Source organism: Lentibacter algarum, from assembly GCF_018860975.1.
Taxonomy (GTDB): domain Bacteria; phylum Pseudomonadota; class Alphaproteobacteria; order Rhodobacterales; family Rhodobacteraceae; genus Lentibacter; species Lentibacter algarum_A.
This window is the reverse complement of record NZ_JAHKQI010000001.1, coordinates 1-24,909: the sequence shown is the minus strand read 5'-3', so window position 1 is coordinate 24,909 and position 24,909 is coordinate 1. Positions and strand designations below refer to the sequence as shown.

At 54.5% G+C, this 24,909-nt stretch carries 23 protein-coding genes and 1 pseudogene; 7 read left to right on the top strand and 17 right to left on the bottom strand.

Annotated features, from left to right (window positions below; translation table 11 throughout):
- Positions 1-13: 13 nt before the first annotated feature.
- Both KO498_RS00120 and KO498_RS00115 read left to right on the top strand, forming a co-directional pair.
- Complete coding sequence (locus KO498_RS00120) at positions 14-874, top strand: NAD-dependent epimerase/dehydratase family protein (protein ID WP_215957839.1); 861 nt, start codon at positions 14-16, stop codon at positions 872-874.
- Between the two features lie 24 nt (positions 875-898).
- A complete protein-coding gene (locus tag KO498_RS00115; protein ID WP_215957838.1) occupies positions 899-1,729 on the top strand; it encodes a sugar phosphate isomerase/epimerase family protein in 831 nt (276 codons plus the stop codon).
- Here KO498_RS00115 and KO498_RS00110 read toward each other — a convergent pair.
- The 8 genes from KO498_RS00110 to KO498_RS00075 form a co-directional block, all read right to left on the bottom strand.
- On the bottom strand, positions 1,722-2,540 hold the full coding sequence (locus KO498_RS00110) for an IclR family transcriptional regulator (RefSeq protein WP_215957837.1): 819 nt from the start codon (positions 2,538-2,540) through the stop codon (positions 1,722-1,724). The two genes, KO498_RS00115 and KO498_RS00110, sit on opposite strands and share 8 nt — an antisense overlap.
- A 127-nt stretch (positions 2,541-2,667) precedes the next feature.
- Positions 2,668-4,350 carry an FAD-dependent oxidoreductase gene (locus tag KO498_RS00105; protein WP_215957836.1) on the bottom strand — a complete coding sequence of 561 codons (1,683 nt, stop codon included), beginning with the start codon at positions 4,348-4,350 and terminating at the stop codon, positions 2,668-2,670.
- Between the two features lie 12 nt (positions 4,351-4,362).
- On the bottom strand, positions 4,363-5,064 hold the full coding sequence (locus tag KO498_RS00100) for an SDR family oxidoreductase (protein WP_215957835.1): 702 nt from the start codon (positions 5,062-5,064) through the stop codon (positions 4,363-4,365).
- Positions 5,065-5,090: 26 nt separating this feature from the next.
- The gene (locus tag KO498_RS00095; RefSeq protein ID WP_215957834.1) at positions 5,091-6,143 is read right to left on the bottom strand and encodes an SDR family oxidoreductase; all 1,053 of its coding nucleotides are present in this window, start codon (positions 6,141-6,143) and stop codon (positions 5,091-5,093) included.
- Positions 6,143-6,952, bottom strand: coding sequence for an ATP-binding cassette domain-containing protein (locus KO498_RS00090; RefSeq protein ID WP_215957833.1), 810 nt, complete (start codon positions 6,950-6,952; stop codon positions 6,143-6,145). Before KO498_RS00090 ends, KO498_RS00095 begins: the two co-directional genes overlap by 1 nt.
- Before the next feature lie 68 nt (positions 6,953-7,020).
- Positions 7,021-8,010 (bottom strand): sugar ABC transporter substrate-binding protein, encoded by a 990-nt coding sequence (locus tag KO498_RS00085; protein WP_215957832.1) that lies wholly within the window; start codon positions 8,008-8,010, stop codon positions 7,021-7,023.
- A gap of 46 nt (positions 8,011-8,056) precedes the next feature.
- A complete protein-coding gene (locus KO498_RS00080; protein WP_215957831.1) occupies positions 8,057-9,040 on the bottom strand; it encodes an ABC transporter permease in 984 nt (327 codons plus the stop codon).
- On the bottom strand, positions 9,040-10,005 hold the full coding sequence (locus tag KO498_RS00075; RefSeq protein ID WP_215957830.1) for an ABC transporter permease: 966 nt from the start codon (positions 10,003-10,005) through the stop codon (positions 9,040-9,042). Before KO498_RS00075 ends, KO498_RS00080 begins: the two co-directional genes overlap by 1 nt.
- A 318-nt stretch (positions 10,006-10,323) precedes the next feature.
- On the opposite strand from KO498_RS00075, the gene KO498_RS00070 reads away from it, so the two are divergent.
- The 3 genes from KO498_RS00070 (at position 10,324) to tcuB (ending at position 13,696) form a co-directional block, all read left to right on the top strand.
- Positions 10,324-11,037: a GntR family transcriptional regulator gene (locus tag KO498_RS00070; RefSeq protein ID WP_215957829.1), complete on the top strand. Its 714-nt coding sequence runs from the start codon at positions 10,324-10,326 to the stop codon at positions 11,035-11,037.
- A gap of 183 nt (positions 11,038-11,220) precedes the next feature.
- Positions 11,221-12,636, top strand: a complete 1,416-nt coding sequence (gene tcuA, locus KO498_RS00065; RefSeq protein WP_215957828.1) for an FAD-dependent tricarballylate dehydrogenase TcuA — start codon at positions 11,221-11,223, stop codon at positions 12,634-12,636.
- Positions 12,623-13,696, top strand: a complete 1,074-nt coding sequence (gene tcuB / locus KO498_RS00060; RefSeq protein WP_215957827.1) for a tricarballylate utilization 4Fe-4S protein TcuB — start codon at positions 12,623-12,625, stop codon at positions 13,694-13,696. Before tcuA ends, tcuB begins: the two co-directional genes overlap by 14 nt.
- A gap of 59 nt (positions 13,697-13,755) precedes the next feature.
- On the opposite strand, the gene KO498_RS00055 is transcribed toward tcuB, so the two are convergent.
- From KO498_RS00055 to KO498_RS00040, 4 genes are all read right to left on the bottom strand, one after another.
- Entirely contained in the window at positions 13,756-14,559 is an 804-nt protein-coding gene (locus tag KO498_RS00055) for an SDR family oxidoreductase (RefSeq protein WP_215957826.1), read from the bottom strand.
- A gap of 23 nt (positions 14,560-14,582) precedes the next feature.
- Positions 14,583-14,891 (bottom strand): putative quinol monooxygenase, encoded by a 309-nt coding sequence (locus KO498_RS00050; protein ID WP_215957825.1) that lies wholly within the window; start codon positions 14,889-14,891, stop codon positions 14,583-14,585.
- Between the two features lie 23 nt (positions 14,892-14,914).
- The gene (locus KO498_RS00045) at positions 14,915-16,699 is read right to left on the bottom strand and encodes a thiamine pyrophosphate-binding protein (protein ID WP_215957824.1); all 1,785 of its coding nucleotides are present in this window, start codon (positions 16,697-16,699) and stop codon (positions 14,915-14,917) included.
- A gap of 105 nt (positions 16,700-16,804) precedes the next feature.
- The gene (locus tag KO498_RS00040; RefSeq protein WP_215957823.1) at positions 16,805-17,578 is read right to left on the bottom strand and encodes a short-chain dehydrogenase/reductase; all 774 of its coding nucleotides are present in this window, start codon (positions 17,576-17,578) and stop codon (positions 16,805-16,807) included.
- Between the two features lie 153 nt (positions 17,579-17,731).
- Between KO498_RS00040 and KO498_RS00035 the strand changes: the two genes are divergently transcribed.
- Positions 17,732-18,706: an NAD-dependent epimerase/dehydratase family protein gene (locus KO498_RS00035; RefSeq protein WP_215957822.1), complete on the top strand. Its 975-nt coding sequence runs from the start codon at positions 17,732-17,734 to the stop codon at positions 18,704-18,706.
- A gap of 41 nt (positions 18,707-18,747) precedes the next feature.
- Here KO498_RS00035 and KO498_RS00030 read toward each other — a convergent pair whose 3' ends face one another.
- A complete protein-coding gene (locus KO498_RS00030) occupies positions 18,748-19,698 on the bottom strand; it encodes an NAD-dependent epimerase/dehydratase family protein (RefSeq protein ID WP_215957821.1) in 951 nt (316 codons plus the stop codon).
- A 564-nt stretch (positions 19,699-20,262) separates the two neighbouring features.
- On the opposite strand from KO498_RS00030, the gene KO498_RS18370 reads away from it, so the two are divergent.
- Positions 20,263-20,484 carry a transposase gene (locus KO498_RS18370; protein ID WP_215957820.1) on the top strand — a complete coding sequence of 74 codons (222 nt, stop codon included), beginning with the start codon at positions 20,263-20,265 and terminating at the stop codon, positions 20,482-20,484.
- 249 nt (positions 20,485-20,733) lie between these two features.
- Here the strand turns inward: KO498_RS18370 and KO498_RS00020 are convergent, their stop codons facing one another.
- The 4 genes and pseudogenes from KO498_RS00020 to KO498_RS00005 all read right to left on the bottom strand — a co-directional run.
- Positions 20,734-21,558 carry an ATP-binding cassette domain-containing protein gene (locus KO498_RS00020; protein ID WP_215957939.1) on the bottom strand — a complete coding sequence of 275 codons (825 nt, stop codon included), beginning with the start codon at positions 21,556-21,558 and terminating at the stop codon, positions 20,734-20,736.
- Positions 21,559-21,563: 5 nt separating this feature from the next.
- A complete protein-coding gene (locus KO498_RS00015; protein WP_215957819.1) occupies positions 21,564-22,697 on the bottom strand; it encodes an ABC transporter permease in 1,134 nt (377 codons plus the stop codon).
- Positions 22,698-22,790: 93 nt separating this feature from the next.
- Entirely contained in the window at positions 22,791-23,747 is a 957-nt protein-coding gene (locus KO498_RS00010; protein WP_215957818.1) for a sugar ABC transporter substrate-binding protein, read from the bottom strand.
- Positions 23,748-24,153: 406 nt separating this feature from the next.
- Positions 24,154-24,861 (bottom strand): annotated as a pseudogene (locus KO498_RS00005) (IS30 family transposase); the annotation flags it as partial.
- Between the last annotated feature and the right edge of the window lie 48 nt (positions 24,862-24,909).

The window sequence follows — 24,909 nt, the reverse complement described above, 5'->3', positions numbered from 1 at the left end:
AGGAGAAATTAGTATGACAAAGAAACGTCTTGTTATCACGGGAGGCAGTGGCCGGTTGGGCCGCTTTGTTGTGGATCGGTTGAAGGAAAAATACACCGTTACGGTCATTGACCGGATTGCGCCCGCCGCGGCGGATGTGGCCTATCTTGACGTGGATATTTGCGACCTTAAGGCCATGACCGAGGCGCTTACGGGGGCCGATTATGTGATCCATTTAGCGGCGGTTCCCAATCCGCGTACGGCCAGCGAAGAGGCCTGTTTCGAGGTGAATACCAAGGGGACCTGGACGTTGCTTCAGGCGGCGGAAACGGTTGGCGTTAAGCGGGCGGTGATTGCGGGCAGTGATGCGGCAACAGGCTTGCATTACAATCCAGTTGGTTGGCCACCTCAGTATTTGCCCGTCGATGAAAACCACCCCATGCGCCCCAGCGAAGTTTACTCGCTGACGAAAGAAATTACGCATGCGATTGGCAAAAGTTTTTCGGTGCGCGGCAAGCTTGAGGTGCTTTCAATCTGTCCGGCGCATATCGTTTTTGAGCCTGAATACCCCGAGTTGGGGGCGCGTGGCGCCGACGTTCACAACTACCATCTTTGGAGTTATGTTGCGCCACAGGATGTTGCCCAAGGGTTTGAGTTGGCGCTTGAAGTTGCGGATGGGTCGTTTGACAGTTTTTACATTGCCGCCGCAGATGGGCTGAATGTACGTCCGACGCTTGAGATGTTGAAGGAGCGGTTTGGGGAGGTTCCAGAGGTGCGCGATGCGTCTGTTTATGAGAACCATCCAACGGCCTCGGTGTTTGATATCAACCGTGCCCGCGAAAAACTTGGATATGCGCCAAAGTACACGTGGCGCGATTTTCCACAGCCAGTTTAACCCCTAAATACCGGAGAACGATCAATGTCTAACGTCAATAAAACGTTTGGTATTAACACCTATTCTTATACCTTGGATTACACGGCGGCGGATTGTCTTCGCCACTTGGCCGATAAGGGGTTCGATAGCTTTGAACTGATGATGTATCCGGGCCATCTTTGGCCACATAAAATGTCAAAGGACGAGCTGTCAGATCTGAAATCTGTGATTGAAAAGAACGACTTGCGGATTGTTTCGGTCAATATGCCCAATATTGATATCAATGTTGCGGGGGCCTCGCCGGAGATGCGCGATTATACGCTTGGGTTGCTGTCGCAGTTCATGGAATTCACTGGCGAAATCGGGGCCTCCGGGATGATTGTTGGGCCCGGAAAAAGTAACCCGCTGTTTGCGCCGACGCGCGAGGAGTTGATTGGGCATACGTTTGCGGCGTTGGATCGCCTTTCCCCCGTGGCCGAGAAGGCAGGGGTAACGATTTTGATGGAAAACATGCCGTTTGCCTATATGCCCGCCGTGAAGGATTTGATGAAGATGCTTGCGGATTATGGAAATGATGACATCGGGGTGATTTACGATGTGGCGAATGGCCATTTCATTGGCATGGACCCCTGTGAAGAGCTGCGAATGGCGGCGGACCGACTTAAGTTGGTTCACTTTTCGGACACCAACCAAAAGGTCTATAAACATGATGCCGTTGGCATGGGCGATGTGCCATTTGCAACGGTGCCGCCTGTTTTGGCCGAGATTGGCTATCGTGAAAAGCCGATGCTTGAGATTATTGCGCCAAATCCGGATGCGGGTTTGCTCGATAGCTGTGCGCAGCTTTATGAAATGGGGTACAGATCCGCTATTTAGCGGGTCGGTGACCTAATTCCAAAGACATCTGACGGCTGATTTCATGCAAGATCGGAACCTTGTTTTGAAGGGCCGAAAGAGATAGTCGCCAGACCGCGCCGGAGATACCAATGGCGCCGACAAAGTTATTTTTGATGTCGTACACGGGAACCGCCGCGCAGCGCAGCTCGGGGTGGTATTCGGCGTCATCAAAGGAGATGCCTTCTTTGCGGATGGTCATGATTTCTTCGCGCAGGCGGTCCGGGTCGGTGATTGTGTTTGGCGCACATGCTTCGTAGGAAGCGCGCTTGAGGTAGCCTTCTAGGTCGCTGTCGGAGAGCGTTGAAAGATACATTTTCCCAATCGCCGTACAGTAACAGGGTCTTACTTCGCCAAGGCGTTCGCTGAGTTTGAAGGCGCTGCTGCCGTCGAATTTCGATACGATCATGACGTTGTCGCGGGCAGGGACCGCAAAATGCGCGGTTTCACCGGTACGTTCGGCGAGTTGGGCGACAAATTCTTTGCTGAGTTCTTCGAGCTGTTCGTCGCCCCGACTTGCCGCGGCAAGTTGATAGAGCGGGCGACCGAGGAAATAATTTTTGTTGCTTGGATCTTGGCGAACGTACCCAAGCTGGGTCATGGTTTTGACCAGATGGAAGGCCGTGCTGTTGTGTAATTCAACGGCTTTGCTCAATTCGGCGAGGGAAATCCCATCGCGGCTTTCAGCGATAACTTCGAGGATCGCAAACGCACGGGCGATGGATTGGATGCCGGGCTTTGCGAGCTTGTCGGCTTTGGCGCCATCGGGAATGTTAGTTGGTGAATTGGTCAATGAGTCACTCATCGCATCAAGGGTCAATCAAGGCGGTTGCCTCGGCTTTTGATATTATATGCGATAATGTAAAACCACAACCCTGCTTGCGCGCGCTTGTTGGGTAAATATCTGCTGGCGTTCCGATCTAAAACGGGTTTTGCGCCGCGTGTTTGCCTGCAAGCCAGCCGAACGTGACGCCTTGGCCCAATTGCGCGCCGCCGCCGGGGTATTCGCCGTGAAAAATTGATTGCATATCGTTGCCGCAAACATAGAGCCCTGGCACCGTTTCGCCATTGGTCGCAAGGGCGCGGGCGTGGTGATCGGTTGTGATGCCGCGGCTTGTAGCCAGAGGGGTCGGCCAAACGGGCAGTGCGAAATAGGGGCCCTTTTCTATAGGGCCAAGGCAGGGGTTGGGGTCGTGCGCGGCGTCGCCGTTTGAACGATCGTAGGGATTATCGCCCCGCCCGAAATCGGTATCCTGCCCCGTTAGTGCAAAGTTATTGAACCTCTCGACGGTTGCTTGCAAGGCTGCGGGCGCGATGCCTGCGCGCCGCCCAAGAGCGGCCACTGTGGGGGCCTGAAGTAAATATTTGTTTTTGATGTATTTTCCCAAATAGGGCGTTCTGGGGCGGATCAGGCCAAGGCCGTAGGTCTGGATGAATTTGCGGTTACAAATCAGCCATGCGGGGGTGTTTGGGCCTTGATACATGGCGCGCACGAATTCGTGGTAGGAGACGGCTTCGTTGACGAAACGCACGCCGCTTGCGTTCACCGCTATCAGGCCTGGTTTGGCGCGGTCCAAGACAATGTGGGGGTAGACGGCGGTGGTTCCGTCGGGGCGTTTTGCGATAGAGCTTGGGAACCAAAAGGCGTTGTCGCGGCCCTTTGGTCCGAGGGCTGCGCCGACGTTTTGGGCCAGTTTGAGGGTTGATCCGTTCGCGCCGGACGAGGCGGGGGTATGGGTTGGAGTGGGGTGCGGCAGGTTTTCGGCGCGCATTTCAGGATTGGCGGGAAAGCCGCCACCCGCCAAGACAACGCCGCGCGTGGCGTCAATGCGGGTTTGATCCTTGGTCATCACGCCGCTCACCGTGCCGGAATCTGTGAGGAGATGATCGACGGAAATGGAGCTGCGTAGGGTGACGCCATTTTCGACGCAGGCGTTTAACAGATGTCCGATCAGGCCATTTCCAAGCACCAATCGCGTACCGCGTTTATGGCGCAAGCGGTCTTTTGCGTAGCGGGCCATCAGGCGGATGCCAAGCATGAAGCCGCGCAACGAGCGGTCGGCCTTGAGCAGGCTGGCGGCTTCGGGGCGGGTGATCATCAGGCCGCCAAACAGCATCAATTCGGGGAGGGGGGGCGCGAGTTTGGCAAAGAGGGGGCCAAGGCGGCGGCCATCAAATGCGGGTGGGGCCAAGGCGCGCCAGCCGGTTTCTGCGCCGGGGCAATCTTGGCGATAATCGGGGGCATCTTGGAGCGGGGTCAGTGCGAGGCCTGCGCGTTTGTGAAGGTCGGCCAGTGCCAAGGGGCCCGTGGATAAAAAGCGTTGCCAATTTGTAGGATCGCCCAAATTGTGGGTTAAGGCGGCGAGGTATTTCTGTGCTGCGATGCGATCTTTTTTGGCGCGGTCTTTGCCTTGAAACGGATTTGCGGGCACCCAGATCGTGCCTGAGGAGCGTGCCGAGGTGCCGCCAAAAAACTCGAGATGTTCCAGAACCAGAACCGAAAGCCCCTCAAGGGCCGCCGTGAGCGCCGCCGTGAGACCAGCGGCGCCAGACCCGATAACGATCAGGTCATATTGGGGTTTGAGGGGCAGGGTTTCATCCATGGCGGGGCGGCTTTAAACCAATCCGCCGTTTGGTTGGATGATTTGCCCTTGGATCCAAGAGGCGTTGTTTGAGGCCAAAAATCCGACAACTTCGGCGATTTCATCGGGTGTGCCGATGCGGTTTAGCGGGCTCATGGCGGCGGAGCGTGCTACGGCGGCGGCGTCTTTTCCGGAGCGGAACAAATCGGTATCCACAGGCCCTGGTGCGACGCCGTTTACGCGCACGCCGCGCGGGGAAAGCTCTTTGGCCATGGATCTAATGAGCGCTTCGACGGCAGCCTTGGTGGCGCTGTAGGGGCCGACGCCCGGAACGGCATGACGGACGAGCGAGGTGGTGAGGGCGGTAATTGTGCCCCCATCGGCAACTTCGCGCGCGGCGGCGCTGAGGACGTTGAAGGCACCCACGATATTGATTTCGACCAAGCGGCGAAAGTTATCCGGATCAAAATCGGCCAGCGGCGCGGGCGGAACATTGATGCCGGCGTTCATGATTATGGTATCTGGGGCCGTGCCGAAAATGCCTCGGGCCTGTTCAAAGGCGGCGATAACTTGGTCGGGGTGGGCAATATCGGCCGAGATGGCGTGGATATTGGACGCGTTTTGGGCGCCGGGGGTCTTTGTGTAGGTGTAAATGACCTCGGCGTTGTCTCGCGCGAGATGGGCGACAATTGCCGCACCAATTCCGCGCGATCCTCCAAAAACAAGTGCCTTCATTTCATTTCCTTTTCTGGTATTGCGCGTCAAGGTAGCAGGTTTGCGTCTTGGTAAGCTGTGAACAAATCGAGGAACATTTTTTCGCTATCGAGGCTTTCGCAGAATCCTAGGCGGCGCAGACGGCCAGTGTCGGAGATGACGTCAAAATCTTGCCCGAAGACGAAATCGCCAAAGCTCCAGTTTGCGACGCGGTCCAGCTGGGGTTCCTTGAGGTTGTGCTTGCGCGCGATTTCGGCCCATGCCTCTTGTTTGTCGGCCATCCAGACATCGAGTCGGAAGGGGCGCGGGATGCCGGGCGTTGCGCCGAAGCGTTTGGCGATGACGGGCCAGTAGGTTTGCCAGCGGAAGGCATCGCCATTTGTGACGTTAACTGCGCAGTTTGCGCCGCCTTCGGAGGTGCTTATATGGGCGATGCCATGGGCGAGGAGTGTGCCGTCTGTTACCTCGGTGAGAGTTGAAAATCCGGCCGGGGTTCCAGGGAAATCCATGGGCACGTCAAAAGCGCGGCAGATCGCAGCGTAGGCCCCAAGGACCGGCACGAGATTGCGCGGGCGGCCCGGATCAAAATCGCAGACAACATTGGGGCGCGAGGCGCTCCAGTCCCAGCCACCAGCGCTGGCACGGGCGGAGAGGAGATCTTGTTGGTCGTAGTAGAAGTTGGGCGGCAAGTGGCGCGGTTGGTCTTCGCGTGCAGGGGTTTGGTAGGCCCCGATGTGCATGCCATACCATTTCCCGCCTTCAACCAGATGCACGTGTTTTAGGGCTTTGGCGACGGGCTCGATGGCGTCGAGCACATTGCGCAGCATGTCCACATTGTTGGGGACACTTTCGTTGCCGCCTTCGCCGTGGGGCGCGCGTGCGGCGTAGTAAACATGTGTGACGTCGTGCAGGCCATTGAACGCGGCGCGCGCGGCGGCGCTATCCATCAGGTCGACAGCGACGTGTATGAAGGACGTGCCCACAGGGGGCGTGCTGCGACACGCCCCGTAAACTTTCCATCCGAGATCACCGGCGAGGTGATCGGAGAGGCGACGGGCAGTGGCACCAGTGGCGCCGATAACAAGAGCAACATTAGACATTAGGCACAACCCGCTAGATCGGGAGCAGAATGTAAAGCATCACGGGATTGATCGAAATCGCGTCCGCCTGCCATGATCAGTTTGACCACGTCATCCTGTGTGGCCTCACGGACTTTTAGTGTGCCCGCGCGGACCCCGGTTTTCATGACTGTCACCCTATCACAAAGATCGAAGACGTGATTCAAGTTGTGGCTTATCATGATAACGGTATGTCCTTGGTCGCGCATTTCGCGGACAAGGTCAAAGACCATTTCCGTTTCCTTCACACCCAAAGCGGCCGTTGGTTCATCTAGGATGATGAGTTGGGCGTTAAAATAGACAGCGCGCGCGATTGCGACGCATTGGCGCTGACCGCCGGACATATTGTGAACCTTTTGACGCACGCTGGGCAGACGGATCTTCAGGCGTTTGAGAACGGTGGCCGCCTCGTCTTCCATGAAGCCGTGGTTGATGAAAATACGGGCAAACCCGCTGCGCATGACTTCGCGGCCCAAGAAGAGGTTGGCGGCGACATTCAGATTGTCCGCGAGAGCAAGGTCTTGATACACTGTTTCGATGCCGTGGCGTTTGGCATCACGAGGCGACTGGATTTGAACAGATTTCCCGTTAATCAGGATATCTCCGGTGTCTCTTTTTACCGCACCAGCAAGGCATTTGATTAATGTGGATTTACCAGCTGCATTATCGCCACACAGGGCGTGGACCTCGCCGGGGTAGACCGTGAAATTAACATTGTCGATTGCCTTCACACCACCGTATTTTTTGGTAGCGCCGCGCAGTTCGATTAGGGGAACGCTTGGGTTAGTCATGTGTGGCCTCCTCCGCCCAAAAAATGGGAAAGCGGATTGCCGCCTTCCCAAGGTCTTGATCAAATGTGTTATTGAGCAGCGATAACCGCGTCCCAATCAGGGGTTGGTTTTTGCTCTGGCTCAAGCAACCACGGGTCAACATTGCCTTGATTTACGATAACAACCGGCAGGGAAATGTTGGCGGGAACTTCTTCGCCTCGCAAGTGTCGGGCTGCTGCGACAACCGCAAGATAGCCTTGATCGTGGCCGCTATAGTCGGCGGAAGCAAACATCTTGCCGTCTTTGATCAGCTGCGCCGCATCCGGGATTACGTCGACGCCCATCACAGGTACGCCGTCCAAACGGCCCGCTGTTTTGAGGGCCTCAACAACGCCAACAGCCATGTCATCGTTGGCCGCCATAACAGCGTCGATTTCAGGGTAGCGTTGCAGGAGGTTTTCCATAACCTGAAGTGCGGGCAGGCGGCGATACATGCCGGTTTGAGACGTCAGCAGCTCGATGTTTTCGTATTCTGAGAGCGCTTTTTCAAAGCCAGCTTTGCGGCGTTGTGCGGTGATTGCGGCGGGAACGCCTTCGATGTAGACCACTTTGCCTGCGCCGCCGATTTCGTCAAACAGGTATTTTGCAGCTTCGTAGCCAATAGTGAAGTCATCGGAGCCGATGTAGGACACCAGATCAACATTTTCGACGCGGTTGGAGAAGTTGATCACAGGAATGCCGGCTTCGTTGGCTTTGTGAACCAATGGCTCCATCGCTTTGTAATCAACGGGAACAAAGACAAAAGCATCGGGCTTTTTCACGATCCAGTCTTCAACCTGACGGGTTTGCTCTTCGATGTTGTCTGGTTTTGTTGGCGCAACAATTGTGATGTCGAGGCCATATTCCTTCGCGGCTTTTTCACTACCGATACGGACGGCGCGCCAGTACGGGTTGGAGATATTTTTGAGGAAAACAGCAACCTTTTCTCCTTCGGCGTATGCCGCTCCGGGCAACGATCCTGTAGCTGTAATGAGAGCCATACCGACGGCCACAGCTTTTATGAATTTTGAGTATTTCATTATAGTTTCTCCCTTTTGTTGGTTGGATTTTTAGTTTGGTTGTTTGTCAGCCCCGCATATCGATATGCTTGGAGATTTTGTCATCGGCGAGAACCGCCAAGACTGTGACTGACCCTAGAACGCCGATTTGCCAGTAGGTATCGACGCCTAAGAGGTTCATTCCGTTGAGAATGATTGCGAGAATGAGCGCGCCAATTGCCGTGCCGACAATGCCGCCACGTCCGCCCATTAAGGATGTGCCGCCAAGGACCACGGCGGCGATTGTGGGGAGCAGCAAGTCGTTGCCAACACCCGCATCAACCGCGCCAGTGCGGGCAATAATGACGAGACCTGCGAAGCCTGCGAGCAGGCCGCTGATGCCATAGGCCATCATTTCCCAGAATTTCACTGGCATGCCCGACAAGCGCGCGGCGTTGCGATTGCCGCCGATTGCATAGAGGGTTCGGCCAAGTTTTGTGTGGTTCAGTGTGATGACCATAATGATCAGAAGGATGGCCGCTATGAGAATGGGGGTCGGGATGGGGCCGATAAATCCGGATCCCATGACACGGAAACTCTCCGGGAAGCCGTAGATGACTTGGCCATCCATGAAGACAAAGCTCAAGCCGACGGCAATCCAGAGCATCCCGTAGGTTGCGATGAACGAAGGGATTCGCAGGTAGGCGATGAGCGATCCGTTCACCAAACCGCAGGTAAATCCGACAAGGAGGGCCGAGCCGACGCCGTAGAAAATCTGGCCGTTTGCCAAAAAGGAGGCACCAACACAGGCCGCAAGTCCGAGAACCGCGCCAATCGAGAGATCAATGCCCGCGGTAAGGACTACGATTGTGAGACCCGAAGACATGAGGAATTGAAACGAGGCCTGTTTCAGGATGTTCACGAAGTTGCCAGTTTGAAAGAAGTAGGGGCTGGCGAACGACAGAGCCACGATCAGGGTTGCCAAGGCGGTCATCCGCGAGAGGAGCCACGTGACGTTTTCGGAAAGGGGAGCCTTGGCAGGCATGGTTTCTTGGGAATTTGCTACAGTCATTATGTCCGTCCTCGGATTGCGTCACCTGCCACTGCCGCGATGATCACGACGCCGACGGCGGCGGATTGCCATTCAGCCGCGACATTCATCAGGTTCAGTCCGTTGCGTAATGTGGCGACGGCTAATGCACCGGCGGCCGCGCCAAAGAGTGTGCCTTTGCCGCCGCTAAAGGATGCGCCGCCCAAGACCGCCGCAGCGATGGCATCAAATTCGAGGCCCATACCGACGGTGGGGTGGGCCGCATTTGTGCGCGCGGTCATAATAAAGGAGGCAAATCCGGCAAGGGCCGCGGCGTAGACGTAGATGCTGGTTTGCCAGAGGTTTACCCGAACACCCGCGAGTTGTAGCGCCTTGCGATTGCCGCCGATTGCGTAAACATAGCGGCCAAACCGTGTGTGTTTGAGCAGGATATGGGTGAGTAAAAATAGCGCTGCTGTGGCCCAGATAGGGAACGGCAGGCCGAGAATATGTCCGTCGTTAAACCATTGGACGCCGCTGGGGAGGCCCGAAATGGATTCGCCGCCCGAAATGCTCATGGCAAAGCTCATCGCGAGGCCGAATGTGCCCAGTGTTACGATAAAGGGTTGGAGATCGTGGTAGGCGATCAGGTAGCCGTTGAGGCCGCCGATCAGCATGGCCGCGACAATCCCCGCGATCATCGCAACCGGAAAAGACCAGCCTGCGACCAGAGCCGCGCCAAAGACGACGCCGGCAAAGCTAAGGACAGGACCCAAGCTCAGATCGATGCCTTCGGTGATGATAATGAGGGTCATCCCAAGCGAGATGATGAGAACAACGGACGCCTGTAGGACGATATTTATTAGATTGGCCTGTGTCAGAAAATACGGGCTTGCGACCGAAAGGCCGACAAACAGGATCACCAGTAGGTAGAGAGCGGCAGGAACATCTCCTAGCCGCGCCCAGACCTTACGCGGGTCTCCGTTTTGGATAGATAGCTCAGTCACTTAGGAATCCTCCCATTCCAAGATTCAAGTCTTGTCGAGGGGGCGGTGTCGCTTTTTGAAGTGACGCCGCGCCAACAGCTGACTCGTTCTAAACTTGGTAAGGTGTAAGAAAACTTGTGTCAACAATTGTAAACCAAAAAATACATCTGCATGCAGTTAAGGATATCAGGCTTTGCCGATGCCGCGAGTTGGTATATTGTGTGGGAATGTGTTGCCTTGGGCTGTGATTGCCAGGGGCGGTAAACAGGGGTATCTAGGGATTTTAGGTCTAAATCCCAGGCCTCGCCGAGGTATTCGGCCACAATCGCAGGTTTGAAAATGAAAAAAGATGACAAAACACCGCCGTTGCCTGAGCAATCGATGCTGCAGCAGGAGGATCGCGGGCTGTCTGATAAAAATCGCAACTCTCCTTATGAGCAGATCCGGTCTGCAATTCGTACAGGCAAGCTTAAGCCGGGCAGTCGCGTCACCGAAACGCATCTTGCCGAGTGGTTGAATGTGAGTCGCACGCCTATTCGTGAGGCGATTCTGATGCTTGAGCAGGATGGGTTGTTTCAATACGCGCCGCGGCAGGGATTAATCGTTTCGATTTTGAATTACGAAGATGTGGTCGAGCTTTATGCGATGCGCGAAGTTTTGGAGGGGGCAGCGGCAAGCCTTGCGGCGAAGTATGCCTCGGATGCGGAGCTTAGTATTTTAAATGAAGTCCTTGAGGCCGAGCAATCCTATACGGGCGACGATCAAACGCAGGTTGTGTCGTTGAATAGGCAGTTCCATCAGATCGTTTGTTTTGCGGCGCACAACCAATTTTTGATCAAGTCCCTTGGTGCTCTGGACGATTCGATGATGTTGCTTGGGCCGACGACCTTGGCGGTTGCGGACCGGCATGCTTCGGCGCTTGACGAGCACTCGCAAATAGTTGCGGCAATCGAGGCGCGGGATGCGGAGGCCGCGGAGAAAGCGGCGCGCAATCACATTCGCTCGGCGCAGGTCTATCGCCTTAAGATGATGATCGGCGGCAATACCCAATAAAGCAGTAAAAGAGCGGGATTATTGATCTTGCGGCCTATTTGAGTGCGCGCCCGAGCTGGGCGCGCATCTTTTTTGGCCTGCTGTGGTGTGCCAAAAACTATTGACTACAGTAATATACATCTGCATACAGTGGGCTTCAAATATTCACACGCTGTCACTTTTTGCCTTAGGTAGATCAAAAGCATGCCAAAAGACACCCGCACTCACTTCAGAACCAGTTCCACATGGGATGTCGCCGTGGTTGGGGGAGGCAATGCTGCGTTATGTGCCGCGATCACGGCCGCCGAAACGGGCGCGCGCGTTGTCATTTTGGAGAGTGCACCTAAGTCTTATCGCGGGGGAAACAGCCGACACACGCGTAATTTTCGCTGCATGCATCGCGGTCCTCTATCTGTTTTGTCGGATGCCTATACCGAAGAAGAGTATTTTGACGACCTCATGTTGGTGACCGAACGCAATACCGATGAGGGGCTGGCGCGGATGGTTATACGCAATTCCGAAGAGTGCCTGCCGTGGATGGAATCAAAAGGCGTGCGGTTTCAGCCGCCGCTTTCGGGGACGTTATCACTCTCAAGGACCAACGCGTTTTTCCTTGGTGGCGGCAAGGCTTTGGTCAATGCCTATTACCACACAGCAGAGAACCTTGGCGTGACAACGATGTATAACGCCGAAGTCATGCATGTGGAAATGGAAGACGACACCGCAAACGCCGTGATCGTTCAAATCGATGGAGAAGCGCACAGGATCGAAGCCAAAGGGTTTGTTTTGGCGAGCGGTGGGTTTCAATCGAATTTGGAATGGCTCACACGGGCCTGGGGCCCGGCGGCGGCAAATTTTCTCATTCGGGGTACGCCGTATAATCGCGGGGTAGTTTTGAATGATATGTTGGAGCAAGGTTGCGAAAGCGTTGGCGACCCGACGCAATGTCACGCCGTAGCGATCGACGGGCGGGCGCCGAAATTTGATGGTGGGATAGTGACGCGCCTTGATTGCGTGCCATTTTCAGTTGTTTTGAACAAGGATGGCGAGCGGTTTTACGACGAAGGCGAGGATGTTTGGCCCAAGCGCTATGCGATCTGGGGCAGGCTCGTGGCGGCCCAACCTGAGCAGGTCGCGTATTCGATTATCGACAGCAATTCGATTGATTTGTTCATGCCGTCGGTTTTCCCAGCGTCAAAAAGCCATACGCTTGAGGGGCTTGCGAAGCAATTAGGTCTCGATGAAAAAAAGATGATTGAGACCGTGACGGCCTACAATAAAGCTTGTCAAGCGGGCGAGTTTAACGCCACGGGGCTTGATGGTCTTTCGACTAAAAGTTTGACGCCACCGAAAACCAATTGGGCCCGCCCGATCGTGAAACCACCGTTTTATGGCTATGAGCTGCGGCCTGGTGTGACGTTCACGTATCTTGGTTTGAAAGTGTCCGAAAAAGCCCAAGTTCAAACGCCCACTGGCCCGTTGACGAACGTCTGGGCAGGCGGTGAAATCATGGCTGGATCAATCCTTGGCAAGGGCTACCTTGCAGGATTTGGGATGGCGATTGGCACAGTCTTTGGACGTATCGCAGGCAAGGAGGCCGCAATATATGTTAATGCCTGATCAAATGCAAGAAGCTCGGCGGCAAGTGGAAATATGTAACGCCTGTCGCTATTGCGAAGGTTATTGCTCAGTGTTTCCGTCGATTATGCGGGAAAAATCCTTCTCGGATGGAGATCTGACCCATTTGGCAAACTTGTGTCACAATTGTCAGGGCTGTTTTTATGCCTGCCAATATACCGAGCCGCATGAATTTGCACTTAATTTGCCCGCGATCTTGGCCGAAGTGCGCCAAGAAAGCTGGGAGCGGCTGGCGATGCCACAGTCGGTGGCGCGTGTGATGCATCGGAGGGGCGGGGCGATTGCAGGACTGTCTGTTGCGGCGTTTGCGGTATTTTTCGTTTTGATGCAATGGATGATGCCCGAGGATGGCGTCGGGTTTTACGCGCATCTCTCGCATGTTGCGATGATCACGCTTTTCACGCCAGCGTTTTTGCTGCCATTGGTGAGTGTGGCCTTTAGCTTGCGGGCGTATTGGCGTGAGGTTGAGGGCGGGAAATTCCGTCTGCGGTATTTCCTTGCGGCCTGTAAAGATGCGGCGAATATGCGCAATTTGAGCGGCGGGCAGGGGCAGGGCTGTAATTACGAAGACGAAGACCGGTTTTCCAATATGCGCCGCTGGTTTCATCAGGCCACGATGTACGGGTTTTTATTGTGTTTTGCCTCGACAAGTTCGGGCACGATTATGCACTACCTTTTCGCAATGCCTGCGCCCTATGCGTTGTTTAGTTTGCCGAAAATCTTGGGCGTTTCGGGCGGTGTTTTGCTGGTTATTGGCTGTTTTGGGCTGGCTTGGCTTAAAACAAAGGCCGATCCGGCGCTTGGAGCAAAGAATATTTTGAGCGGCGAATATGCGTTTATCTTTCTTCTTGGAGCGACAGGTTTGACGGGCCTTATGCTGTATGCGGCTACTGGGACGGGTTTTGTTGGCGGTCTTCTGGCTGTGCATCTTGGGTTTGTGCTGACGCTGTTTTTACTGATCCCGTTTAGCAAAATGGCGCATGGATTTTATCGCATGACGGCACTGACGGCAGAGGCGGCAAAGCACGCGAACGCCAACTAATTTCGGAAACACACAAAAAAAGCCGCGCTAAACCAGCGCGGCATTTTTTGTTTGCGCTATTAGCGCATCATTTCGACGCCAGCGCAAACGCTGAGGGCTTGGCCGGTGATGCGAGCACCAAAGGGGGAGGACAGGAAGAGCGCCATGTTGGCGATGTCTTCTGGTTCGACCGTTGTTCCCATGGCGACAGGTTCCAAGAAACGCGCCTCCATTTCTTTGGGCGTAACGCCGAGGGTTTTGGCACGGTCCGCCGCGACGCTGCGAAAGCGGGTGGTGTTTACATGGCCCGGAAGCACCGCATTGACGCGAATATTATCGACGCCAAGCTCAAGCGCGAGGCTTTTAGTAAAGCCGACAACGCCCCATTTAGCCGTGGAGTAGGGCGAGCGCATGGCAAAGGACAACCGGCCCGCAATGGAGCCAAGATTAATAATCACGCCCGCGCCCGTACGTTTCATATGGGGGACCGCGCGGCGCGCACAGTGAAACATGCTCTCGAGATCAACGGAGAGGGTTTGGCGCAAAGCGTCGGGTTCGACGTCTTCGATGCCGGCCGTGGGGCCTGCGATGCCCGCGTTGTTCACGAGGATATCGATTTCGCCCAAGTTGGCGACGGCCGTTTTGAACATATCGTCCACCTGTTCGGGGTCCGCCACATCGGTTTGGGTGACGGAAAAATCGGGCCGTTCGCGGCGGATGGTTTCGACCACGGTGGGGTTCACATCGCAGACATGCACCTTGGCGCCCGCCATCGCAAACCCCTCCGCGATGACACGGCCTATGCCCGCCGCACCCGCAGTTATCAAAACTGTTTGGCCGGTTAAATCAACGGGCAAGAAGCGGGCGGATTTTGTCTGAATCATGAGATTTCTTTCGATGGGAAGGGTTAATTTTTCGCCGTCCAAAACCACCATTTCCGATCGGCCACTTGATCGGCGGTGTCACGGCGAAACGCTAGATAATGTTCGGATTCGCGGTGGGCTGTTAAGGCGGCATCGTCGGCGTATATTTCCAACAGAAAGAACCGGGTCTTTACCTCCACGTCCTGATGGACACGAAAGCAAAGGCAGCCCGGTTCATTTTGTTGCGATATTGTGGCGTGGCGCAACAGCCGGTCGCGAAAGGCGACCAAGCTGTCGTTGGTGCAAGTGAGATGTGCGGTGTGCACAACTTGGGTACCATCAGATGTCATCATATTCCATCCGGTTTTGGGCGTTTTTAGTCCGCCATAAAGGGCGCGCCAAACACCGGCTCCTTGAAGGGGATTGGGGGGAGGTGCCATGTGCCCGTTGCGGGCGGGCGGACATCGGCATCAACGTGAACGTCAATCAGATACGGCACGTTTGCTTTGATGGCGGTATCGAGGGCACCGGCGAAATCCTGCGAGCGCGTAACGGTTGTTGCAGTAACGCCAGAAGCGCGTGCCCAGCCTGCAAAATCAGGGTTGTAAGGTTTGCTATTCTCGCCTTGATAGAAGGCGGTTCCGATTTCGCGGCCATTGAAGGCGCCATATTGGATGTCGCGAATTGCGCCCCAAGCAAAGTTGTTCCACACCACCCAGACAACCGGAATGTTGTATTCAACTGCTGTGCACAAAACATGCGGAACCATTGTGAAGCCGCCGTCGCCACAGACCGAAATAACCGGACGATGCGGAGCTGCTAATTTGGCACCAAGCGCCGCAGATGGACCAAAGCCCATGCCCGAAAAGCCCCAGCTGTTTAGCATCGAAGCGGGTTTGCGGGCGTTCCAGAATTGCATGAACCAATTGTGGTGGATACCGGCATCAAACGTCAAAATCGCATCGTCGGGCAGAACCTTTTGGCAATCGGCGACAATCCGTTCAGGGCGGATGGGGGTGGTGTGCAGGTCGAAGTTTGGCTTGGTGAAGGTATTCCATTCCTCGCGCCATCCGGCAAGGCGGGCGTTCCAACTGGCTGCCTTTGCAGCGTCTGGGGTTGGGCGGGAGTCAAGCTCCACGAGAAGTTGGCGCAAGAAGGTGCGCGCATCGGCGAGAATGCCAACATCGGCGGCATAGTTTCGGCCGATTTCTTCCTGATCCACATCAACGTGCACCAGCTTTGTTTTGGGGAAATTCCACGAATAACCAGGTTTCCAAGAGGAGGAAGACCGATCGTCAAAGCGTGCGCCAACGGCGATAACCAAGTCGCTGAAACGGCCCGCCTGATTGGCAGTATAAGCGCCGTTGCGGCCGATAAACCCTAGCGAAAGCGGATCGGCCATATCAAGGCAGCCCATGCCATTCGGGGAGCTGATCACAGGAATGGACATTTTGCGCGCGAGTTCCGTTAGCTCTTCGCTGGCTTCGGACAGGGTGACACCATGACCAATAAAGAGCACGGGGGTTTCCGCCGCCAGCAGCATATCTGCGACGGTGGTGATGTCCGAAGGGGACGCGCCCGAACGGCGGCGGCCCAATTTTACAGGATCGCCATGCTCCAGGGTGACTTCGGCCTCTTCTTGAAACAGGTTGAATGGCACATCAAGCTGAACGGGGCCGGGGCGTCCGTCGAGCATGGTTGCCATGCCCTGGCGCAAGGCCAAAGGCAGCATTTCAACGCGGGTTGGTTGAAAGCTGCGCTTTACGACAGGTTTGAGAACATTGGGGAAATCGGCTTGCCCGTGGCGATTGATTTCTTGGAAGGGGCCGCGATTAAATTGCTGCGTTGGGACGTTTGCCGTTATCGAGAACATCGCCGACGAGTCCGTCATCGCCAAAGCCAAAGGCATGACCATATTAGCCGAGCCGGGTCCACAAGATGTAAGCGTAGCAACGGGTTCGTGTTTAATGCGGAAATAGGCATCGGCCATGTGGCCCGCAGTTTGTTCATGGCGGGGGGAGATCAGTTGGATGTCATCCTGCGCATCATAAAGTGCGTCTAGCATGCCTACATTTCCGTGTCCGCAAATCCCGAATACATACGGGATCTCTTGATCTACGAGGAACTCCGTAATGAGTTCCGCACCCTTTTTCCCAGCCATTTACTTTTCCTTATCTTGCAATGGACGAGAGTCGACTCGCCCTTATTCTGTCAAAAGATATATTTCACATTGTCGTATGTCAATTCATAATGTCAAATAATTTGTTTAGGGCCGTGATCCCATCCCGCCGTCCACATTGACAAAGCTTCCACTGACGTATCCTGCGCGTGGCGAGGCCAGAAACGCGACGACATTTGCGATGTCTTGCGGTGCTGCAGGGCGGCCAAACGGGAGGGTTTTTAGCAGCTCTGGCCAGCGCTCGGATTCGCCGAGTTCGCGCTGTGCCTGATCCCTCCAAAGTTGAATCGCGCGCTCTGTGCTTGTTGCGCTTGGGTTCACGCCAAGGACCCTGATGCCGTGCTCTGGCGACTGTGCTCCAAGCGCGCGCGTCATGGCCAAAAGCGCCGCATTTCCGCCTGTCAAACCAATCACATCTGCGTTAACCCGCAGGCCAGCCATGCCAACAATATTGATGATGACGCCACGCTCGTTTTCTTTCATTTTCGCGTAGAAACATTCCATCATTTTCAAATACCCAAAAACTTTAGCCTCCCACCCGACGCGAATTCCCTCGGTCGTCAAGTCGTTAAGGCGCCCCGCGGGAACGGCGCCAGCATTGTTGATTACAATGTCGATATCGTGGTGCTGATCAGAGAGCTTTTTGATCGCTATCGCATCGCGGGTGTCGCAGAGCGAGGTTGTTATCTTTCGGTCGGATGAGTCACGAATGCGTGCTGCAGTTTGTGCCAACCCGGCCTCGCTGCGGGCCACAAGAATGATGTCGCAGCCTTCTTTCGCTAGGGTCAATGCAATCTCTGCGCCGATGCCACCACTGCCGCCCGTTACGAGGGCGCATTTGTTTTCAAGGTCAAGGTCCAAAATCGATCTCCTACTGAATTTGTGTCTGACTGGCGGAGCGAGCTAAGCTGCTAATAACGGTTGCCTGTGCAATATTATCGCATAATACTTCCCATTATGGAATAATAATGTAAGAACACGAAGATCTTATTGAACCTAAACCGGAGAAAAATAATGTCAGTTCTTATTACTGGTGCAAATGGACACGTCGGATTTCTGGCCGTTAAGCAAGCGGTGGCGGCCGGGTTGTCTGTGGTGGCGCAGGTTCGCTCATTGGGGCGCGTTCCGTCCGAAGCGAGTGCGCTGAAAGAAGGCCAAGTGACATGGGTGGCATGCGAATTGTCGGATCCATCTCAGATTTCAGCGCTGGGGAATGAGTATGAAATTGAGGGGTGTATCCATCTTGCCGCGGTTCCCAATGATGAGTTGGCGCGGCCGGATCCGTGGGCGGCAATTCAATCAAATGTTACAGCGACAGCAGCGCTTTTGGAGCTGGCGCGGCTGCAGAAATGGCGGCGCTTCATTTATGTCAGCACGGGATCGGTGTTCCAGAATAACTCTGATTTTTCCTCGCCGATTGCGGAGGATCGGCTGCCTTGTCCCAAGACGACCTACGGTTCAACAAAGCATGCCGGCGAATTGATGGTCCAGCTTTACAAAAATGATTTTGATGTTTCGGCGGCAACGGTCCGAATTTCGCATGTTTACGGACCGCCGCTTGTGCCGCGCGCGCGGAATTATCCGCGGGGTCCGTTGGTAGCGTTCTTGCGGGAGGCGGTTCTGGGTGAGGAGATAAATGATAGCTCCGGCGGAGATTATGAGAGCAGTTTTACGCATGTTCTGGATGTAGCAAATGGGCTGCTCGCGGCCTACACAGCAGAGACTTTAAATTATAGCGTTTACCATCTGGGCAATAGCCGAAATTGGAGCGGTAATGATGTTGTGGCGGCGATCCGCAAGGTGTTACCAGAAGCGCAGATCAATCTTGGCGCGGGCACAAAGCCGTGGTCAGATTATACTGCATTGCGCGGACCATTACTTGATACCCGTCTAAAGGATGATGCCGGTTTTACGCCGCAGTTCCCGCTTGAGGAGGGGGTTGCCGACTTTGCTGAATGGATGCAAAAAAATCGGGATATGCTGTTATGAACATATCCCGATAGATAAGATTTTGCTGACTATCCCGTGGTTTACACGGGGTGATCGCGCCGCCATTCAATATAGGCCTTGAGGCCTGAGCGGATATCATGCTTTGGGTTGTGGCCAAGTTCGGTACGCGCACGCGTAATATCAAGCGCGCCTTTTTTGACGGTTGGGAGCCCCTTGGTGAATTCGTAATTTCCAGGCCCAACAGATATATCGGCATCCGGCGCCAGCTCTTTCAGGTAATCAACGATTTCGCCCAGTGACGGTGCGGCCCCCGTCGAAATATGGTAGGCATCATACTTGTGTTTGGGGTGGTCTAGGACTTTAAGAATGCCATCGACGCAGTCGTCAATATAGATGTGATCGGTTCGGAAATCCGCGCCATTCTCAACGTGGCACGAGCCGCCGTCGATGATCGCATCAACAAGCGTTTTGGGAACTCTTGGGCGCGGCAAGCCGGGGCCGTAAACCCAGCAAGTTCTGGCATGTATAATATCGAGGCCATGTGTCTCAACGTAGTCTCGTGCCAATTGCTCAACCGCAAATTTTGAGATGCCGTAAGCTTTGAGCGGGCGTTGTGGATGATCTTCAGTGATGATGTCCGTATCAAAGGCACCATAGGTTTCTTCGGATGAGATATGCACCATTCGTTTGATCTCAAACAGGCGCATCAGTTCCATTAAGTTGAGCGTACCTTCAATGTTGATCCGCATCGTTGCAAATGGAGCCGCAACTGAATTACGCACCCCAACAATCGCCGCGCAATGTACGATTGCATCGGGCTTGAAGTCTTTGATCAGCGAAGCCATCGGAGCCCATTCAGAAAGGTCGGCCGATTCAAAATGAAACGTATTTGGGCATTCTTCTAGCAACGAAACGACCGGGGGTGTTTCACTAATATCAGTTGCGAGAACTTGATCCCCTCGCCTTGCGAGGGCTGCTGCTACTGCTGCTCCAATAAATCCGGATCCGCCGGTGACAAGTATTTTGGACAACTTTTTCTCCATCATTTAGAAAGATTGTAGTATAGCGATGCTATCGCAAATTGTCGCAATGTATACTACCATGTAAAATACTTTTTATTGTTGATGCATAAATCTGCGTAACAGTCGGCTCATTTGTCGATAGTGAAATACTTAGGGCGCGAAATATGTTTTGGTGGGTTGTGCCCCTGAGCGTGCTGTAACCTGACGGTAGCGCGGCCTAAGCAAAGCCTTGCGTAGCTTAGGCGAAGCCCGCGCGCTATGGCTTTGTCGGCCATGGACGTTCTCTGGCAGGGTTTTGGGTGGTAACCTTACCTACAGATCGAGGAGATCGTCCATGACTGCCCAGTGAGGCCGATGTGTTTGTGGACGAATTCCTCCGCTCACTTGCGAATCGGGGGTTACGTGGCGTGAAGCTGATCACAGCGTACGAACATAAAAGCCTAAAGGCTGTCGCCGCCAAAGGGCGGCGGCTATCATCCAGCACTGCCGCGTACACTTCATGCGCAATACCTTGGTCTGCGTCGGCAAGAAAGCTCGTCCCATTGTCACAGCGGCGGTCAGGGAGCCTTTGATATGCACACGCTGGCGGCATCGAAAGACCACAGGGCTAAACTGATCGAGGCATTTCGGCCCCGCCACTCTAGGCTTTCTGATCTGATGCTCCAGGTGGAGGATGATTTGCTGGCATATACGACTTTCCCTCAAAGTCACTGGCGACAATTCCACTCGACAAACCCCTTGGAGCGATTGACCAGGGGAGCAAGCGCAGAACAAATGTCGTTGGCATTTTCCTAAACGAGCCGGTGATCAGACGCGTCGTGGGCGCCCTTATGCTGGAGCAGACCGACGAATGAGCCGTTACATGACACTGGAAACCGTGGCTGCCATCTGCAAAGGCGACATCATGTTTCCGGCGAAAATCGCCGCCATGTAAACCGGCTTAACACCAAGCTGGAGAACAATTTACACCAACTACCGGGGCAATATATAGGGGTCGGTTTCTGGTTGACGTTTTTGAAGCGAGTCGACAGGTTCCCGTCTTTCCTACACGGTCCCCCCGAGTTCATCGGAGAGGTCTTGTAACTCCTTGTCCCCAGCCATCTTTGTTTGTAGCTCTTCCAAGGTAATCTCTTGCTTGGAAAACGTCCCGAGTGTCCGACCTCGGTTGAGCACGGTGAACCGATCGCCGACCGCGTAGGCATGGCGAACATTGTGGGTAATGAATATAACACCGATACCCTTTGCCCGAACGCGATGGATGTATTTCAGAACCATCGATGTCTGAGCGACACCGAGCGCAGAGGTCGGTTCGTCGAGGATCAGCACCTTGGCACCGAAATGAACTGCGCGGGCGATTGCCACGCATTGTCTCTCGCCTCCCGAGAGCGTACCGACAGCCTGTTGCGGGTCACGGATGTCGATGCCTATCTTACGCATTTCCTCGCGCGCCACGTGGTTGGCGAAGTCCATGTCCATGAAGGAGAATGGACCGATCTTGCGCGTTGGTTCCCGTCCCATGAAAAAGTTGCGGGTAATTGACAGGAGCGGGACCATTGCCAAGTCTTGGAATACGGTGGCGATACCCGCGTCGAGCGCATCGCGGGGGCTTGTGAAGTTGACGGGTTTTCCGTCGACGAAGAAGTCGCCCTTGGTTGGTATGTGCACGCCTGATAGCATCTTGATCAGGGTCGACTTGCCTGCACCATTGTCGCCGAGCAAACAGTGCACTTCGCTCGACTGAATGTCGAGCGAGACTCCGGCAAGCGCCACAACGGGGCCGAAGTGCTTTACCAGATCGTGAACCTCAATTAGGAGGCGTGCCTCACCATCTTCATGAGTTGGCGGTTCCTGAGTAATTTCAATAGACATCGTCATCAGTGTTCTCCTGTCACTCTCTTGCGGATCGAGCTGTTGAAAATCACCGCCCCGAGAAGCATCGCACCGAGGAAAACCTGGAACCAATCGTTCGGCGCACCGGTGAACAGGATCCCCATTTGGACGACACCAAATATGAGCGCTCCGAGGCAGGCGCCAATGACGGAGCCGTATCCGCCGGTGAGCAGGCAGCCGCCGATGACGGCCGCGATAATTGCCTCGAATTCCTTAAGAAGCCCTCGGTCGGCTGCGGCGGATCCGAATTCGAAGACTTGGCAGGCTGAATAGACCGTGGCGCAGAAGGCGGTCGTCATGAACAGCGATATTTTGACAGCGCTCACCGGGACGCCAACATTGCGTGCGGCATTCGCGTCGCCGCCGGAGGCAAATATCCAGTTTCCCACTTGCGTTTTCATAAGGACGATGTGGCCGATGACAGCAATTACTACGGCCCAAACGATCAACATGGGAATTCCAGAGACGGAAGGTGCGCCGTTGGGCAGGCTTTGAATTATGTCATTTTCGGCAAGCCATTGGAAGAAACCAGGAAACAACTCGGCCGAAAATAGCCACGAAACAATGCTGTCATCTGAATATTCCTTAAGGCCGCTGACGATGGTGCGGTTGGTAAAGACGATCGACAGCGCAATTGTGAGGCCGCGCAGCATAAAGAGCGATGCAAGCGTGACGATGAAGGATGGTAGGCGGGTGCGCACAATGATGTAACCGTTTAGGGCACCGATACCCATGGCCACCACGAAAGCCATGATAACGCTAAGGCCTATGGGCACGTGGAAATAGGTTGTGGGAATGGCGATCATCATTCCGGTGAAGCCGATCATCGAGCCGACTGAAAGGTCGAATTCGCCACCGACCATCAGAAGGGCTGCGCCCGTGCCGATGATCATAAGCTGCGCAGTCACTGTCAACCAGGTTAGCACGCCATCGGATGCGAACATACCGGTCCCGCTAGCGGTAATCCCGAAAAATAGGAAGACAAGGACAACGCCGGCAAAGGCACCGAGGTCAGGACGCGAAAGGAGGCGTCGTGACATTGAAAAGCGAGACACCCTTTCGTCAACTTCGTCGATAACCGGCACCGCGGTTGGTGGAATATTGATTTGCTTTTTCATGCTGCATCCATTGAGTTTAGTTACGGTAGCGCCGGAGGCGCAGCCTTCCGCATAAAGGGGGGGGCGGGCACAGTTGCCCGCCCAGGACGGTGCCTACCGATATTCGCCGGCGAGCTTTTCGACCAAACCAATGTTCTCCTTGGTCACGAAACTAGGACCGGTAGAGATTTCGTTATTCACTGGCATTACACCATAGCGCACGTATTGCGTTAAGAAGACGATAGGCAGGTAACCCTGCAAATAGGGCTGCTGGTCGATCGCAGAGTCGATAGTGCCATCTTTTATCGCCTCATTGATGTCGCCATCGAGGTTGAAGGTGATGATACTCTTGAACTTCGACCTGGAGCCTGTGTCACGCAGATATCTGATAACAGGATCTGCCCCGTTGGGGCCGAGCAACAGGATCCCATCGGTGTCGGGGTTGACAGAAAGATAAGCCTTAACTTTGTTATAAACCAACGTTGGGTCACTACCGGAATCGATCATCTGTCCGCCGAGCTCGACGCCAAGGCCATCAGCGTAGCCTTGGCAGCGTTCAACAGAGGCGGCACTGGTGATGTAATGGTTGACGCAGAGAAACTTGGTAACCTCGGCAGCCTTTGCCCGTTCGCCGATGGCCTTGCCCGCGTCGTAGTCAGGCAGGCCGATACGCATGAAAGCACCTAGCTCCTTCGCCTGCTCAGCTGTACCGGAATTGACGGTGATGACCGGTATACCTTTTGCGACCGCGCCCTGAATGGCAGACTGTAGTACGTCGAAATCGGCGATAGTGGTGACAATTCCATCCGGGTTGGTGGCTGTCGCCTGTTGAATGATACGAGCCATATCGGCAAGATCACCTGTCGGCGGATTGCGGTATTCAACTTTAACGCCCTGATCTTTCTCCGCATTCTTAAGCGCGTTCTTGACTACGTTCCACCAAGAATCAGAATCCGGCGCATGGCTAACAAAGACAAATCGTTCTTCGGCGACTGCCGGGTTTGTTGCAAATACCGTTCCGGCCACCAATGAAGCGACCATCACGACGCCACCCAATAGACTATTTCTCATTAGATATTCCTCCCTTTTTTAACTTTCGATGTAGTCTGTACTCATCGCTCCATTGCACGCCCGAACTAAACCTAGCTGTCCGGTCCACACTCCATGCAAAATGACATCTTCGAGCCACGCGCCATAGACGTGCTAATTAGTTGCATCTTGCGAATTTCATGTCAAGAGATGTCATCTCATAATGTAAAATCATCAGGAATCTTGTCTCCAAATTTGCTAAACGACCAGAGAAAAAGTTATTTTATTGCTAAGAGTTGGTAGTTTATGCAACATTTGAAGAATGTGGCTCTTGAATTGTGTCAATATCCGCCAAGTATACGAAATTATCGTATGGGCTTCGGAATTATGAGGTGAGTATCACGCAGAATTAGGTAGTCGACTGTGAGCGATACCTGAACTGCGACTTCTATTGCTTCTGAGGGTAGGGCGATCGACCCATTTCTTTCAACATGTTTTCTCTGAATGCTTCTGCTGGCGTCTTCCAGCCGAGACATTTGCGCGGCGTGTTGTTGAGGCGGTCGCTGATCACCTTGATGTCGTGATCAGTGAGTTGCCGGATATCACGCTTGCGTGGCAGCCATCTGCGGGCCCTCCGGTTTGAGTTCTCCACGGTCCCTTTTTGCCACGGTGAGGAGGGGTCACAGAACCAGGTTTGTGTGCCAATCTTAGCCTGCATTTGGGGCCAGCTGACAAACTCACTTCCGCGATCAAAGGTGATTGATCTACGGGCGACATGGGGTAAATCTCTAATCGCTTTCATGATCTTTCCCATCACAGGCTTTGTGCGTTTATTGGGGTTCTTCAGGATCATTGTGAAGCGGCTTACGCGCTCAACCAGCGTCGTGGCATTTGTCTGGCCACGCTTTTGTTCAAACAGCATCAAATCGCCCTCCCAATGCCCAAACTCGCGACGATGGGCGACATCGTCCGGGCGGAATAGAATGCTGACATCACGGTCAAATTTGGATTTCTGACGCTTGCGGGCACGGCGGGGCGTGCGGTTCTTGCGATGCAAGGGCAGGTACCACCATAACTCCTGTGCCATGCCTTCTTTAGAGTAGATATACCGGTAGATGGTTTCCTGACATGCGCGCTGTTTGGCCCCATTGTATAGGGCGGTTGCAAATTAGGCCACGGTAGCGCCTGTCTAGCCCCCAATTTC